Raw genomic sequence first — 15,261 nt, forward strand, 5'->3', positions numbered from 1 at the left:
GGTTAGCCGCCAAACAGGTCGCTAAAGCGCTGCTTCAACGTTTCTTCCTGCTCCAATGCTTGCTCAATATTGATCGGCATTAGCTGGATAGCATCACGGGCGGGAAAGCCTTCAGGCGGCGTAGCGGCAGGGTGGGCGGGTAGGTAACCTTGCTGACTAACGAGTTCTTGGCCTTGTTGGGAAAGCACGAAATCAACAAACTTCTGTGCTGCGTCCAGGTTGTTGGCGCCCTGCATAATTGCGACGGGCTCAGTGACCGCGCTAACGCCCTCTTCGGGGAAGACAAACTCAACCGGAGAGCCTTTGGCTGCCTCGCGAATCGGTAGGAAATCCACCACGATGCCGTAGGGCTTCGTGCCTGAGGCAACGGCATTGAACACGCCGCCATTACCGCCCTGAGCTTCTGCACGATTAGCTTGCAGTGCCTCGTAGTAGCCCATTCCAAGATCGGGGTGGTCGCTCAGCGCTGCCATATGAATAAGCGCTGCGCCTGAATAGAGCGGGCTTGGCATTGTTACAAGGTCTTCATAGTCAGGCCCCGTCAGATCTTGCCAACGCTGCGGCTGATGCTCGGCAGCGGTGTTATACACAATCCCCGTGGTGATCAGTTTGGTGCCGTAGAAGTAGCCTTCCGGATCGTATAGCGCCTCGTCATAAGCCTCCCGCTCTGGGCTGAGGTAAGCCTGCAAATGGCCCTCTTGCTTGAGCGAGGTCATGGTCATGCTGTCAGCAATTAACAGTACGTCTGGGTTACTGACACCAGCGGAAAGCTCTGAGCGTAGGCGAGTCATCAGACGAGTAGTGCCATCGCGAACCCACTCCACATCAATCTCGGGATAGGCAGCCTGAAAGGCATCCACGGTTTGCTGGGCGTCGCTATTGGGCTGGCTGGTATAGAGCACCAATTTGTCATCAGCCAGCAGCGACGACGATAGAGCAAAGCTTGCAAGTGTAACGGCAGTGCAGAGTGAGCGCTTCAACATGATAAAACCTCCAGTAGGTGAACACTGATCACACTACTGTCATCGGCTTACAACATCGTGACACTACGCTTTCGTTTGATGGCGATAGGCTTTCGCCTGTCAAAAAATAGCTTTCGTTACTTAATTGGTCGTCAACGTGAAGAAAATAATGGGCTTAAACGAGCGCCGTCGTGCCGTGTTGGCGCAGGTTCGTCAGCAAGGTCGCCAGCCTCTGGAGTCGCTGGCTAGCCAGTTTGATGTGTCGGTACAAACATTGCGTGGGGATGTTCGTGTTTTAGCGGAGCAAGGGCTGGTATTGCGGCGCCACGGGGAAGTGTTGCCATTTCCTGATCAGGAAAATATTGGCTACGATCAGCGCCAAATCGTTAATCAAGCGGGTAAGCGCCAGATTGCCCGCCAAGCCGCTTCACTGATTCAGCATCACCAATCGCTATTTTTAGGCACGGGTACCACGGTAGAACAGTTGGCTGATGCCTTGCGTGACAAACAAGGTTTGCAGATTATGACCAATAACCTGCATGCACTCATCAAATTGTGCACCTTGGAGTGTGAGCTGGTGGTGGCAGGTGGGCGGGTACGACGCCGAGATCAAGATGTGATTGGCGGCGATGCCTGGCGCTTCTTTCAGCGCTATCGAGTGGATGTCGGCATCGTCTCAGTGGGCGGTATGGACAGTCATGGCCATTTATATGACTACAATGATGACGAGGTCATGGCTCGCGAAGCGCTGCTATCACACGCTGCATACCGTATCCTGGTGCTGGATAAAACCAAATTCGACCTGCCGCTGCGCTGTGCCGCCGGTCAGCTTGCTGATTACCATGCGGTGATTACTGATAGCCCGCTCCCCGATAGGCTGCGCAGCCCTTTGGCAGCCCGCGGGGTGAGATTTTTAAGCTAATGATGATGCCTCTTAAATATCATGACCGGTTTTTTAGCTGGTTAAAGTAGACATATAAATGGAAGCGAATTGTTATATAAGTTATTAGCGGTATCAGATCCATTAGTCATTGTTCTTGAAGTATCAGTAACATAGGGTTTTGTTTAAAACTGAAAGAAGTTTGCTATTAACTAAACGGTAGTGTGGCACACTGTTTAAGCGTGGAGGTGGTAACCTCGATTTTTCATGGTGATGCAATCAAAAGAAAATCTCTCAAGCGGTAGAGGGGCAAGGGATGATTAATGATGCGCTGCTTACGGCCGTGGATGAAGAGCTGGAAAAAAGCCCTTGGCGATTGAAGTTTACAGATGAGGTTGAGTCGCGTTTCGAAGCTGATACTCAGCAACACCGTAGCCGCAACATGGTTGTGGCAGGCCTGATAGCCGCCTCTATTTATAGTTTGTTTCTCATCAATGATTATAGCTTTCGGCCTGACTCTTTTGTTACGGCGGTGCAGTTAAGAATAGGCGTGATGCTGCCTATTGGTTTGACGATTCTGTGGTGGGTTTATCGTGGTGTTGCCCCAGCCATACGTGAAACATTAATGGCGACGACAATTGTGGTTGCCATGTTGGTTTCATGTTTGATTTTTTCAACCTCAACAGAGCCTTATTCTTATTTAGATGTTTTTTCTTTTGGTCTTATTTTGGTAGTGGGAAATATTATTTATCCGCTTCGTTTTAGCTATGCCTGTGTGTCATCCGGCATTGGTGTTTTGATAATGCTGGTGTTTATTGTGGACTATGACCCCATGCCACAAGAAGCAAAGCGATTGGCGATGTTTTCTATCGTTGCTAAAGCGCTGTTTACACTATTTGCTAATTACCGTCTTGAGCGAAGCGAGAGGACGGCATACCTTCTTGTTTTAAAAGAAAAAATATGGTCTGGCTATTATTTAGAAGACAATCGGAAGCTATCTCGACTGTCGGTTACAGACCCATTAACCAATATCGCCAATCGGCGTCAGTTTGATACGCTTTTTCCGTTAAGATGGCAGGAAGCTATTGATAAACATAATTTTTTGGGCCTTATGGTAATCGATATCGATTTCTTTAAAGCCTACAACGATTATTATGGTCACCTACAAGGTGATCAGTGCCTACGCCAAGTGGCGACCACCATACAGGCCAATAGCCGTGATTCCGATTTGGTAGTGCGCTTTGGGGGCGAGGAATTTGTGGTGCTGATGCCTAATGCAACGCTACAAGCAGTCAGGCAAGCGGCGGAGCGCATCCGGCATAGCATTGAAGCGTTATATATCCCTAATGAGGGTTGTCATGAGCAGCGTCTTGTAACTGTCAGCATAGGTGCGGCACTGCTACGCCCGACAAAGCGTTTCACGCCAGACGATTTTTTGGCCCATTCTGATGCAGCACTGTATGAAGCTAAACGGCGAGGCCGTAACTGCGTTTGGATGGCGAATGTCGAGTGACTAATAACAGTATTAATACGGCTAAGAAGCCGCCCATTTGACAACCCTGCTGGGGTATGACAAACAAGCATCATTTTTCGTGAGGAATCAAATAGTGGCACACGAGCAGCCCTATCAGGCATTGAATGTCGATACATTGGCACAGCGGCTAGGTGATGTAGAGGAAGTGGCAAGCCGAGTGGGCGGCAACCCTGGGCAGTGGCAGATTCGCGAAGTGGGGGATGGCAATCTCAACCTGGTATTCATTGTATCGGGAAGTGCAGGAAGCGTGGTGGTAAAACAAGCGCTGCCTTATGTTCGTATGGTAGGCGAGAGCTGGCCGCTGCCGCTTTACCGTGCCCACTTTGAATATTACGCCTTAGTGCGTCAGGCTCAACGTGCGCCGGGCATAGCGCCAGAAGTGTTTTATTTCGACAAGCCCCAAGCGCTGATCGTCATGGAGTATCTATACCCCCACACGATTCTGCGCCGCAAGCTGATCAGCGGTGAGCGGGTTGCTCAGCTTGGCGAAACCATCGGTGAGTTCTGCGCTCGGATGGCGTTTCGTGGCTCGGAACTCTCCTTAAGCAGCCCTGAGAAAAAAGTCGACGTGGGACTGTTTTCAGGCAACGTTGCGATCCCTGCGATAACGGAATCACTGGTATTTACCGACCCCTATTACGGCGCCGAAATGAACCGCCATACGCCGGAGCTTTCGCCGGTAGTGGATGAGCTGCGTCGTAATACGCGCTTAAAAGCCAAGGTGCAGCGGTTGTTGATGAAGTTCACCGCGAATACCGAAACCATGCTGCACGGTGATTTGCACTCTGGGTCAATTATGGCCACCGAGTCCGATGTGCGGGTGATTGATCCCGAGTTTTCCCAGTATGGCCCTATGGCTTTTGACCTAGGAATGGCCGTCGCCAACTTCTTGATGGCCTACTTCAGTCAGCCCGCCCATCGCCAAGCCGATGAACTTGAGCCGTACCAAGCGTGGATTCTTGAGGTGATAGAGGCGTGCTTTACCCGCTTTGATGCTGAGTTCCGCCACCTGTGGCAAACCGAGCGCACCGGTATACTGTTTCCGAAAGCGCTGTTTGAAGCCCAGGGTAACAGCGCCGATGACGCCTGTGATGCATTGCTGGAAGAGATTCGTTTGGATGCGCTGGCTTACTGCGGCATTGAAATGCATCGTCGCGTTTTATCGCTGGCTCACAATGCTGACTTTGAAGAGATTGAAGATACTGCCCTTCGCGCCAAGCTGGAGGCACGCAATGTGCTGATGGGCCAAGCGTTAATTATGGAGCCAGAAGCCTATAGTGACCTTACCGCGCTGGCGGATTTAGCCAGGGCGTATAACCAGCAAGAGGTGTTATAAACTCTTACCCCTCTCGATATAATGGGCTTCTCGATAATGGCACTGTGGCTGATCCCGCCTCGGTGCCAACCTCGGTAACGCTGGCGCGTTGCTTCGCGGGTGCGCTGACGCTTACGCCGCGCTACATAATGAGCCCAACTCAACTATTGTTAAGCCCAGTAGCGCAGTGTAACGAATCTCGCGAGGGACGAGCGTATGAGGCACCCGCGACGGCGGCGCCAGCCGCCTGGATAATGCCTCCGCGCCTGATCCGGCCTCGGTGCCACCTTCGGCACCGCTAGCGCGCTGCTTCCGCGGGTGCGCTGACGCTTACGCCGCGCTACAACTGCCTCCCACGATTCACTACTTACGATTTACTATTCACTAATCAAAGCTGATCCAAGCGATCAAATTTCCCGGCGATATCGCTCTCTGTCCAGTGAGGCACCCAGCCTTCAACGTTATCGAAGAAGCGCAGCGCAGTGAATTCTGGCGCTGGGCCCATATCAAACCAATGGGGCGTGTTCGCGGGTACGCTGATCAGGTCATTGCGGGTACACAGTACCTGATACACCTTGTCTTCAATATGCAGGCAGAAAAGCCCCTGGCCTTTAACGAAGAAGCGCACTTCGTCTTCGTGATGGCGGTGCTCGTTTAAGAACTTCTGGCGCATGGCGTCTTTGTCTGGGTGTGTGGGCACCATGTGCAGCACATCAACGGTTTGGTAGCCGCCCATGGCTTTCACCCGGTCGATATCGTCTTGGTAGAGCGCCAAAATGTCTTCCTGGGTGGCATCGTCGGCGATCTCGCCCAGCGTTGCCCAGCGCTCAAACAGCACACCCACCTTGTTCAGCTCAGCAGTTATCTGCTCGCCGTCAGTGATGTCTAGCAGGGCATCGTTAGGGTTCTGATCAGCAAATACTTTCAGTTGCGACATCGTAGGCTCTCCTTAAAGGTGATGGGCCATAAAGGCTAAAGGGCAATTTCATCAAAGCGGGTAACGCACGCGTGGGTGTTGCCCGCCTGGGTGCCTTCGCGAACTAACTGCAGGGTTTGCATGCCCGCCTGCTTGGCGGCGTCCAACTCTTCGACCACGTCCGACAAGAACAGCACCGCTTCCGGCGGTAGGTCAAGCTCAGCGATAATTCGCTGGTAGGCCGTGGCTTCGCGCTTATGGCCAATATGAGTGTCGAAGTAGCCGCTAAACAGGGGGGTTAAGTCGCCTTCATCGCTGTAGCCAAACAGCAGCTTCTGCGCCTGCACGGAACCTGATGAGTAGACGTACAGCGCCTTGCCTGCCTGCTGCCACTGGCGCAGCGCCGGGGCGACGTCGCTATACAGGTGGCCTTTAAAATCGCCACGCTGATAGCCGTCCGCCCACACCATGCCTTGCAGTGCTTTCAGCGGCGTGGCTTTTTGGTCGGTCTCGATCCAATGCAGCAACTGCGCAATGACAGCATCCAGCGTGGCATCAGGGTCACCCATTTCACTGCGCACGGCGCTAATTTGCTCGGCAACCGCAGGTGTGTCTGCATTCGCGCGTAGAAAGTCGGGCAGCTTGGCCTGGGCGTAGGGAAACAGCACCTTATGCACAAAGTTAATATCCGTGGTGGTGCCTTCGATATCGGTTACAACGGCGCGAACAGCTGGGTTATTCATTTAGACCACCGGCTCTCTTCAAGTACACAGGACAGTAAAAATTCAATGGCTTCCAAGTGCCGACGGCAACTAGCGATGCTATCGCCCACGGCATAAATACCGTGCCCCGCCACCAAAAAGCCCCAGGGCATCGGCCAGCCGAGGCGTACATGCTCCGCTAGCTCGTCCATATCTTGGGAATTTGGTACCACAGGTAAAAGAACCGAGGCATCATGAGTCACGTTGCCCGCTAAGGCTTTTTGCATTTCAAAGCCACTTAGCTCAATGCCGTTTGGAAAGCGCCGTGACAGCACAGTGCTGGCTAACGTATGGGTGTGCAGCACGCAGTTGATGGTCGGGTCTAGCCGATAAAGCGCAGCGTGAAGATCACTTTCCGCGCTCGGCTTACCATCGCCTGATAGCACCCGGCCATCCAGGTCGCACAGCAGCAGGTCTTCGGCTTGAATACGAGTCTTATCGCGCCCGGAAGCGGTGACCCAATAGCCTGACTCGGTACGGGCGGAAAAGTTACCGCCGGTGGCTGGCGTCCAGCCTTGCTGCGCCGCCCATGAAATGGCATTCAGCAATTCAGTTTGTAGCGTCATCATAGGGTCTGCGTCGCCTCTTCTAATGGCCGTCATTCTATATGATAAGCTTCGCGCCTGATATTAAGGAGCCCAACGATGCCCCCACTTCTTCAATCACGCAGTTTACGGGTCTATGCCGATAACCTTGAGTACTTGGATCAAACTCGGTTGCCCCAGGCTGAGCAGTGGCAGCGTTGCGACACGCCCGACGCGTGGCAGAGTGCGGTTAAAAACCTGGCGATTCGTGGCGCGCCGCTGATTGGCTTGAGCGCTGCCTTTGTGCTGGCGCAGACTGCCGCGCGCCATCCAAACGGTGATTGGCAGTCTGTCAGTGATCGCTTACGTGCCACGCGTCCCACCGCGGTGAACCTGATGTACTGCCTGGATGCCATGGAAGCCTGCTTTGAGCAAGGGGTTGCCGCCTTGGCTGAGCGTGCCGCTGAATTGTTTGCAGAAGACCGCGCGCTTTGTCAGCGTATGGCCGAGCGGGGAGCTGACCTTTTGCAATCAGGTGACCGCGTCCTGACCCACTGTAATACCGGGGCGCTTGCTACCGCAGGCGTTGGCACCGCCATTGGCGCGTTGGCAATCGCCAAGCAACGCGGTGTGGCGCTGCATGTGTATGTGGATGAAACACGTCCGCTGCTCCAGGGTGGCCGTTTAACCGCTTGGGAAATGGCTGACCTAGATATTCCCTACCAACTGATTGCTGACAGCATGGCTGCCAGCCTGATGGCCGCAGGGAAAGTCGATAAAGTCATGGTCGGTGCCGACAGAATTTGCGCCAACGGCGACTTCGCCAACAAAGTGGGCACCTACATGCTCGCCGTTGCCGCCCACTACCATAACGTGCCGTTTTACGTGGTTGCGCCTTACACCACGGTGGATCCTGCCTGCGCATCCGGCAGTGATATTCCGATTGAACAGCGCGATGCGGCAGAAATCCGTGGTGCTTCCGGCGCTTTTGGTGATGTCGTCTGGGCTCCCGAAAATGCCCCCGTGTGGAACCCTGCCTTTGACGTGACACCCGCTACGCTTGTCACCGCCTGGGTACTGGACACCGGCATCTTCGATGCCGCCGCGATAGCGCGTGGCGAACACTGCCAAGGGCGGGGAGAAAGATAATCGCCATCCCTGTCATTACAGGCGAAGTGGCGCCCCAATTGTCTGAGCTCAAAAAGGGCGGTGTTAGTCAGTGATAATAAAGAATGGTACTGCTATAAATATGAGGGTTCCCATTGATTAAATAGTCTTTCTCTGGAGTTACATTGACAAAGCATATTGCCCACCTATTACTACGCCGCTTTCAGTTGCTTGCTCTGATATTGGCGGCTTTTATTTTAATAGCGTTGGGGTGGCAGGGCGTGCGTGTACAAGAAGCGCTTTTAACGTCCAATGCTGCTGTTCATAAACACCTTGAAACCATCACTCTGATCCAAGCGTTCCAAACAACGTTACTAGACCTAGAGACGGGTGAGCGTGGCTATGTAATTACTGGTCAGCCTGCCTATTTGCTGCCTTACCAGCAAGCTCGAGCAAAGATAGAAGATAAGCTCAACCGATTGATGCAGTTAACGGCATTGACTGAGATAAATATTGGGCGCTTGGAAAGTTTCGATGTTTTAGTGGCTCGTCGTATTCAGATTGCTGAGGATAACATTGCTGTGCGAGAAAGTGATGGTATGGAGGCAGCAGCATTGAGGTTGTTAGCGGCAGGCGGTAGACAGACGATGGATCATCTGCGTGGCCATCTCAATGTCCTTGAGCAGCGCGAGCGCGAGTACTTAAATACACAGACCCAGAAGGCTACCCGCCAAGCTCACCAATCGCGATGGCTGTGGGGGGCTGGAGCTGCCTTTGTGGCGCTGCTTTTAATGATTACTAGTATGTCTATTATCAGTCAGTGGCGTCATCGCCAGCGAATCATGACGATGCAACAGACATTCGTTTCTACAGTGAGCCATGAGTTACGTACGCCACTAACCGTGATTTTGGGCGCCTTAGATATGTTGCATAGTGGTATTGATGGTTCGCTAAATAATGATGCGCAGCGTTTGGTCGCCGTGGCGAACAGTAATGGTCAGCGCTTAAAGCGTTTAATTGATGATATCTTAGATATCGAAAAGCTTGAAAGCGGACAGCTGACCTTTCAATGGCAGTTAGTGTCACTTAAGTCATTAGTAGAACTGGCTGTGGCTATTAATCAGCCTTATGCAGCCAATTTTGGCGTTTCCTTGATTTTTGGCTCCTCGGTGTTAACCCCTCCTTTTAGCAACGCGTTGGCAGAGCCAATCGAGGATAGTGATCTCGTTGAAGTAGATCCAGAGCGGTTTGCCCAGGTAATGGCTAACCTGATTTCAAATGCGTGCAAACACTCTCCTCAAGGTGGGGATGTGCAAGTTAATGCAAGGCGAGTGGATAGCCGTTGGTTTGAAGTAAGCGTTAGCGATAATGGTAATGGCATTCCGCTGCAATTTCAGCCCCGCGTATTTGATCGTTTTGCCCAGGCAGATGGCTCAGATCGGCGACGTACAGGGGGGACTGGGCTAGGATTGGCAATTACTAAGGCCCTTGTAGAGGAGATGAGAGGAACCATTGGTTTTGACTCAGAGCCGTCCAAAGGAAGCTGTTTTTGGTTTCGGTTACCTATAATTAGCAATACTTAGTTTACGCATCAATAATTAATAATATGACATAACTAATGTAAGGAATGTTTATGCCATCAGCGACTGCCACCATTTTAATGGTCGAGGATGAAGAGGATATCGCTTTTCTATTGCGCTTTATATTGGAGCGGAACGGCTACCAAGTAGAGCATGCCGAGGATGGCAAGCAAGCGCTAGAACGAATTGCCATTGGGACGAACAATAGCCAAGTGCCCGATCTTGTTCTGCTAGATATTATGCTCCCTTACCATGATGGTTTAGAAGTGCTTGCTCGATTGCGTGCGTTACCTGCGTGGGAGGATGTGCCCGTATTAATGCTAACCGCCAAGGCACGGGAAGCGGACATTGTCCGTGCGCTGGAGTTGGGAGCGGACGACTATGTCACTAAGCCGTTCCAACCAGATGAGCTATTGGCGCGCTTACGCCGTTTTTTGCGTAAACGTTAAAGGGGAAAACTGATGGTTCACGTTGATCGTGCTAATGGTAAAGGAAATGCGGCAAGCAAGCGGCATCTAGTACTAATGGTCCTAGCCTTGGGTATTGCCCCCTTTGTGACGGCCGATGAAGGCCGGACTGAAATTGAAGTATCGCAGCGTTATGAGCACCTAGACAGCGGATTCTCCTCCTGGCAGGCCCAGCGCTTTGATGCCCAGCATCACACTGCTGAGGGGGTAACGTGGTATGGCACTGTGCTGCGGGAGCGTCGTTATGGAAGTTGGGATGAAGGCATTGAAGCAGGTACTGCTGTACCAATAGGACAGAACTGGTTTGTACAGCCAGAAGTAGGTAGATCGTTTGACGCTGATTTTCTGCCTAACTGGTACGCTGACCTTCGCATACAGCGCTTATTTCCTGATGGATGGTTGGGTAACGCTAGTATACGCCGTACGCAATATGAGGACTCCCAGGTTGACCGTTTAGCACTAGGGGTTGAGCGCTATTGGGGAAGTTGGCGTGGCGCTTATACCTTGAACATTAGTGATGTTGAGGGGGCAAGTACGCCAGTTGGGCACGCAGTGGCACTTGAACGCTACTATAACGACACAAGCTTTATTGGCCTTCGTGCCAACGCCGGGCGTGAGGAAGAGGGGCTGCCGAATGGCAATGTATTAACTAGTTCCGTTTCAGGACTAGGAGTGCGTGGCAGGCATTGGCTAGATGCGAACTGGGCCATTGCCTGGGATCTCGGCTGGCTCAGCCAGGGGGATATTTATAACCGCTATGGTGTTCAGGTGGGCGTACGCCGTGCTTTCTGAACTACAAACGTTAGTTGACCTATTGTTAGCGGCCCTTCAAGAGCTCACCGTTATGCTAGGTGATCCTGTTCTTAGGATAGCCGTTTACAGCGTTATGGCGCTTGCCTCGGTTACGCTGTTAATGATGTTAAATGTACTGGTGCTCTCTGAGTTAGCTACTAGGCGCGAGCGAAGGCGAGCTGCCTTTACGCAGCTATGGCGCCCAGTGCTCACTGCTTGGAGTATTGGCGAGTATGAGAAGTTGCCGCCATTAACTCAGAAACGCCAGGAAGAGCGCCTTTGGCTACTGCTGATGTGGGTGAGTTTGCAGCGCCAGCTACGAGGCAGCACGAAAGAAAAGTTAAATGCGTTTTTTAACCACTTAGTGATGGATGACTATGTAGTAGCTCTTCTAGGCAGTAGAAAAGTACACCGGCGGCTTTTAGCACTTACCTGCTTACGCTATGTAGGTGAAGAGCGTCATTGGGTGTCTGTAGCGCCGCTGGTAATGTCATCAAACGCGATAGAAAGCTTGGCGGCCGCGCAGGTGCTGGTTGCGATGAACCCAGCCCGTGCCATGCAGTTTTTAGTTCCTTTTTATATGCAACGACGAGATTGGGCGTATCTCCGCTTTAAGTCGCTCTGTAAGCAGGCGGGACGGACAGCAGCAGGGCCGCCGCTTCTTACGGCGTTGCAGCAAGGCTCTCCCATGCGAATTGTGGCGTTGCTTGAGTGGGTGTTACCGGCTAAAGCAGCAGGATGGGCTAGGCGTTGCCTTCACCAAACGCCTGTCTCTGTGGAAATGAGTAAAGAGCAGTGCGATGCCGTGTGTGCGTCGTTACGTTGTTTGGCAGAGTTGCATGATCGGCAAGACCGGGAGTTGTTAATAAATGCGCTCGACCACCCGCTGCCACAGGTGCGGGCTGAAGCTGTTGTTGCGTTCAAGCGCCAGGCAAACAGTGATGATGAGGCGCAATTTATTCGTGTGTTAAGTGATTCTAATTGGTGGGTGCGTCAAGCGGCGGCTGACGCTTTAGTTGCGCTTCCGGGTATCGAGGCTCACCATCTTAGCGCCCTATACGAAGGGCTACAGGATCGTTATGGCCGTGATGCGTTGCGTCGCGCGATGACGGAGAAGCAGTGATGGAAAGCTGGCAAGCAGTGCTCGGATTTGATTGGATTTGGTGGTTACAAGTTGGATTTATTAGTTACTTTGTACTGCTGAATGGCGGTTACTTAGCTCTGAATGTATTGTCCATGATTAGCCTCCGTCGCTATATGCGCCAGCGTGCTGAGCTTGGTGAAACAGTGCCATACCTTGGTGTGGAGCCAGCTGTATCCATTCTGGTGCCAGCGTTTAACGAAGAGGCTACCATTCGCACGTCGCTTCTATCGCTGATGCAGCTTCAGTATCCTGAGTTTGAAATTGTGGTTATTAACGATGGTTCAAAGGACAACACCCTGGCAGAACTGAAAGAAGCCTTTGATCTAGAGGAGTATCCTGAACCACTGCGCCTCAGTGTTTCCCATAAAGAAGTGTTAGGTGTTTATCGCTCGCGTCGCTATAGCCATCTAAAAGTGATTGATAAAGCGAATGGGGGTAAGGCAGACGCTTTAAATGCTGGGATTAACGCGGCTAGGCACGAGCTTTTTTGCGCAGTAGATGCCGATTCCATTTTGCAGCGAGATAGCCTGTTACGGGTTGTTCAACCTTTTTTAGAGGATGAGCGCACGATAGCGGCTGGTGGTACGGTGCGTATTGCCAATGGCTCCAAAGTTCAAGGGGGGTATTTGCTTGAGGCAGGACTTCCTCGCAATTTGCTAGCACGTTTTCAAATTGTTGAGTATTTGCGCGCGTTCTTATTAGGCCGTTTAGGCTGGACGCCGATGAATGCGGTGTTGATTATTTCAGGAGCATTTGGCCTATTTAATCGTGAGCGAGTGATTGATATCGGTGGCTATAGCACTACCACTGTAGGGGAAGATATGGAGCTAGTGGTGCGGTTGCACCGCTATCACCGTGAAAAGAACCTTCCGTATCGTATCCAATATTTGCCAGACCCTATTTGCTGGACAGAAGCGCCCGAAGATATTGCCACGTTAGGCAAGCAGCGTAGTCGTTGGCAGCGTGGGCTGGCCGAAAGTCTATCGCGTCATGCCAAAATGGCGGTGAGTCGTCGAGGTGGAGCGCCGGGAAGGCTGGCATGGCCATTTATGGCATTGTTTGAGTGGCTGGGGCCATTAATTGAACTAGGTGGCTACCTGTTTATGTTGGTCGGTTTCAGTTTGGGGGTTATTTCTCCTGTAGCGTTGACCGTCTTTATGTTGGTTGCCATTGGTATGGGCATCCTGCTGTCGGTTAATGGGTTGTTACTGGAAACGCTATCGTTTCGCGTATACGCAAAACGGGGGGATATGTGGCGGCTATTTCTTGTGGCAGTGATAGAGAACTTTGGTTATCGACAATTAAATACTCTCTGGCGCTGTCGTGGTTTATGGCAATGGTTTTCACGTCGTAAGCATCAGTGGGGGGCTATGAAGCGGAGTGGCGAATGGGGAAAACATTAAATGCTATCTGAAAATCAGCGGTAGTCAGTCGCGACTCCCGCAGGGTTTACCGATAAGTCCTAGTTTGATACACCTGTTTTGCGGGCTTTGCGACTAAAATATCTAGCGAATCCCTGCCCTTAAAAACGACTGCACGAATTGACGCTGAAAGAGCAGGAAGGCGATTAGCAGTGGGGCGATACTTAATAGCGTGGCGGCACTCACCGTGGCCCAGTTTACGCCGGTTTCCGGGGCAGAGAAGACCCCTAAGCCGACGGTTAATGGGCGGCTTTCTACTGAATTGGTCACAACCAGTGGCCACAGGAAATTGTTCCAGTGGTGGCTGATGGAGACCAACCCGTAAGCAAGATAAGTGGGCTTGGCCAGGGGAACATATACTTTCCAAAGAATTTCGAGCCAGTTGCAGCCTTCAATGCGGGCTGCATCTTCTAGTTCTCGGGGAATCGTCTTAAAGGTTTGGCGCAGCAAAAAAATGCCGAAGGCACTGGCTACGTAGGGCAGGCCAATACCGGTGATAGTGTTGATCAGCCCCAGCTCGCTAGCGATGCGGTAGTTTTCGACAATCAGTACTTCGGGAAATACGAAGAGCTGAATAAGCACCAGCATAAACAGTATGTTCTTGCCAGGAATTGGAAAGCGCGCAAAGGCAAACGCCGCCAAGGTGCACACAATGAACTGGGCGAGTACCACCCCCGTTACCAGCATAAAGGTGTTTAGATAATAGCGAGCAAAGGGGGCTTGCCCCCAGGCGACAGCGAAGTTCTCCAGTGTTAATGGCGCAAACAGCGTAAAACTGACCATAAATTCGCTGGGGTGGAACGCTGCCCAAAATGCGTACAGCAGCGGAAAAATCCAGATAAGCGCCAGCAGCCAAGCAGCAATGGTTTCAAGCGATGGCACTGAAAAAAAGCGCGCGCGTGGCGAGTATGTTTTTGAAGGCAGTGATGAGGTTGAGCTCATTGGTAGTGTGTCCTGCGATCGAGAACCGTGAACTTCAGCGTGGCCACCACCGCAAGCACTAGCAAAATGACCACGGTGATGGTGGCCGCCATGGTGCGGTCAAAGAAGGAGAACGCGTTCTCATAAACGTAATAAAGCAGCAGGTTAGTGGCGTTGTTCGGACCGCCCTTGGTCAAAATGAACAGGTGATCGACGACCCGTACTGCATTAATTAGCGCGTTGATCAGCACAAATAGCGTGGTGGGCATCAGCAGTGGGAAGGTCACCCGCCTGAAGAAGCTCCAGCGACTGGTGCCCTCAAGCTCAGAAGCCTCCTTCAGTTCTGGCGGAATCCCCTGCAGCGCTGCCAGATAAAAAATCATGAAAAAGCCGGCTTCCTTCCATATCGACATCACAATCACAGAGCCAAGCGCCACGCTTGGATCGCCAAGCCAGTTCACGCCGGAAAATCCTAGCGCGCCGAGCAACTTGTTAAACAGGCCGATCTGCGGCGCGTAGAAGAACATCCAGATATTGGCGGCTGCGATCATTGGCAAAATAGTAGGGGTAAAATAAGCCATCCGCACAAAGCCACGCCCGCGCAATTTGCCATTTACAAACAGCGCCATCGCCAAGGCCAGAGCGATAGACGTAGGAATCGTACCTAGCGCATAGATCAGGTTGTTACGGGCTACCTTCCAAAACGTCGGGTCTGCAAACAACACGTGGTAGTTTTCTAGCCCTACAAATTGCGTAGGCGCACCGCGAAAGCCGGGTAAAAACAAGCTGTTGACCACAGTGGCGATGGTTGGAAGGTAAGCAAAGGTGGCTAACAGTATGGCGGCAGGCAACAGCAACAGGGCGCCGTAAAGCTGCATTTTGCGGTGGTCGGTGAAGGACATAATTGAATACCGCACGTTGGAAGCGCCGGAGCGAA

The 15,261-nt window shown here is 52.1% G+C and carries 15 protein-coding genes; 9 read left to right on the top strand and 6 right to left on the bottom strand.

All coding sequences use genetic code 11. The annotated features are described in order from the left end of the window. Positions 1-2: 2 nt before the first annotated feature. Positions 3-983 (bottom strand): ABC transporter substrate-binding protein, encoded by a 981-nt coding sequence (locus tag L1X57_RS08100; RefSeq protein WP_009722847.1) that lies wholly within the window; start codon positions 981-983, stop codon positions 3-5. Positions 984-1,131: 148 nt separating this feature from the next. Here L1X57_RS08100 and L1X57_RS08105 point away from each other — a divergent pair, with 148 nt between their 5' ends. From L1X57_RS08105 to mtnK, 3 genes are all read left to right on the top strand, one after another. Further along, positions 1,132-1,884 carry a DeoR/GlpR family DNA-binding transcription regulator gene (locus L1X57_RS08105; RefSeq protein ID WP_009722846.1) on the top strand — a complete coding sequence of 251 codons (753 nt, stop codon included), beginning with the start codon at positions 1,132-1,134 and terminating at the stop codon, positions 1,882-1,884. Between the two features lie 274 nt (positions 1,885-2,158). Beyond that, positions 2,159-3,355 carry a GGDEF domain-containing protein gene (locus L1X57_RS08110; protein ID WP_009722845.1) on the top strand — a complete coding sequence of 399 codons (1,197 nt, stop codon included), beginning with the start codon at positions 2,159-2,161 and terminating at the stop codon, positions 3,353-3,355. Between the two features lie 94 nt (positions 3,356-3,449). After that, entirely contained in the window at positions 3,450-4,712 is a 1,263-nt protein-coding gene (mtnK, locus tag L1X57_RS08115; protein WP_009722844.1) for an S-methyl-5-thioribose kinase, read from the top strand. A 367-nt stretch (positions 4,713-5,079) separates the two neighbouring features. Here mtnK and L1X57_RS08120 read toward each other — a convergent pair whose 3' ends face one another. Genes L1X57_RS08120 through mtnB form a run of 3 tightly spaced genes read right to left on the bottom strand, consistent with a single transcriptional unit; the run spans position 5,080 to position 6,937 of the window. Beyond that, the gene (locus tag L1X57_RS08120; RefSeq protein ID WP_009722843.1) at positions 5,080-5,628 is read right to left on the bottom strand and encodes a 1,2-dihydroxy-3-keto-5-methylthiopentene dioxygenase; all 549 of its coding nucleotides are present in this window, start codon (positions 5,626-5,628) and stop codon (positions 5,080-5,082) included. A gap of 35 nt (positions 5,629-5,663) precedes the next feature. After that, positions 5,664-6,350 (bottom strand): acireductone synthase, encoded by a 687-nt coding sequence (mtnC, locus tag L1X57_RS08125; RefSeq protein WP_009722842.1) that lies wholly within the window; start codon positions 6,348-6,350, stop codon positions 5,664-5,666. Then, positions 6,347-6,937, bottom strand: a complete 591-nt coding sequence (gene mtnB, locus L1X57_RS08130) for a methylthioribulose 1-phosphate dehydratase (protein WP_009722841.1) — start codon at positions 6,935-6,937, stop codon at positions 6,347-6,349. Before mtnB ends, mtnC begins: the two co-directional genes overlap by 4 nt. Before the next feature lie 75 nt (positions 6,938-7,012). On the opposite strand from mtnB, the gene mtnA reads away from it, so the two are divergent. The 6 genes from mtnA (at position 7,013) to L1X57_RS08160 (ending at position 13,385) form a co-directional block, all read left to right on the top strand. Continuing rightward, the gene (gene mtnA / locus L1X57_RS08135; RefSeq protein WP_009722840.1) at positions 7,013-8,041 is read left to right on the top strand and encodes an S-methyl-5-thioribose-1-phosphate isomerase; all 1,029 of its coding nucleotides are present in this window, start codon (positions 7,013-7,015) and stop codon (positions 8,039-8,041) included. A 143-nt stretch (positions 8,042-8,184) separates the two neighbouring features. After that, on the top strand, positions 8,185-9,582 hold the full coding sequence (locus tag L1X57_RS08140; RefSeq protein WP_009722839.1) for a sensor histidine kinase: 1,398 nt from the start codon (positions 8,185-8,187) through the stop codon (positions 9,580-9,582). Positions 9,583-9,632: 50 nt separating this feature from the next. Continuing rightward, the gene (locus tag L1X57_RS08145; protein ID WP_009722838.1) at positions 9,633-10,028 is read left to right on the top strand and encodes a response regulator; all 396 of its coding nucleotides are present in this window, start codon (positions 9,633-9,635) and stop codon (positions 10,026-10,028) included. 12 nt (positions 10,029-10,040) lie between these two features. Further along, positions 10,041-10,838 carry a YaiO family outer membrane beta-barrel protein gene (locus L1X57_RS08150; RefSeq protein WP_009722837.1) on the top strand — a complete coding sequence of 266 codons (798 nt, stop codon included), beginning with the start codon at positions 10,041-10,043 and terminating at the stop codon, positions 10,836-10,838. Further along, positions 10,828-11,961 (top strand): HEAT repeat domain-containing protein, encoded by a 1,134-nt coding sequence (locus L1X57_RS08155; protein WP_009722836.1) that lies wholly within the window; start codon positions 10,828-10,830, stop codon positions 11,959-11,961. Before L1X57_RS08150 ends, L1X57_RS08155 begins: the two co-directional genes overlap by 11 nt. Further along, a complete protein-coding gene (locus L1X57_RS08160; protein ID WP_009722835.1) occupies positions 11,961-13,385 on the top strand; it encodes a glycosyltransferase family 2 protein in 1,425 nt (474 codons plus the stop codon). Before L1X57_RS08155 ends, L1X57_RS08160 begins: the two co-directional genes overlap by 1 nt. 102 nt (positions 13,386-13,487) lie before the next feature. Here the strand turns inward: L1X57_RS08160 and L1X57_RS08165 are convergent, their stop codons facing one another. Next, positions 13,488-14,345: a carbohydrate ABC transporter permease gene (locus tag L1X57_RS08165; protein ID WP_009722834.1), complete on the bottom strand. Its 858-nt coding sequence runs from the start codon at positions 14,343-14,345 to the stop codon at positions 13,488-13,490. Further along, a complete protein-coding gene (locus tag L1X57_RS08170; protein ID WP_009722833.1) occupies positions 14,342-15,226 on the bottom strand; it encodes a carbohydrate ABC transporter permease in 885 nt (294 codons plus the stop codon). Before L1X57_RS08170 ends, L1X57_RS08165 begins: the two co-directional genes overlap by 4 nt. Between the last annotated feature and the right edge of the window lie 35 nt (positions 15,227-15,261).

It is taken from the genome of Halomonas sp. TD01 (assembly GCF_923868895.1).
In the GTDB taxonomy this organism is placed as follows: domain Bacteria; phylum Pseudomonadota; class Gammaproteobacteria; order Pseudomonadales; family Halomonadaceae; genus Vreelandella.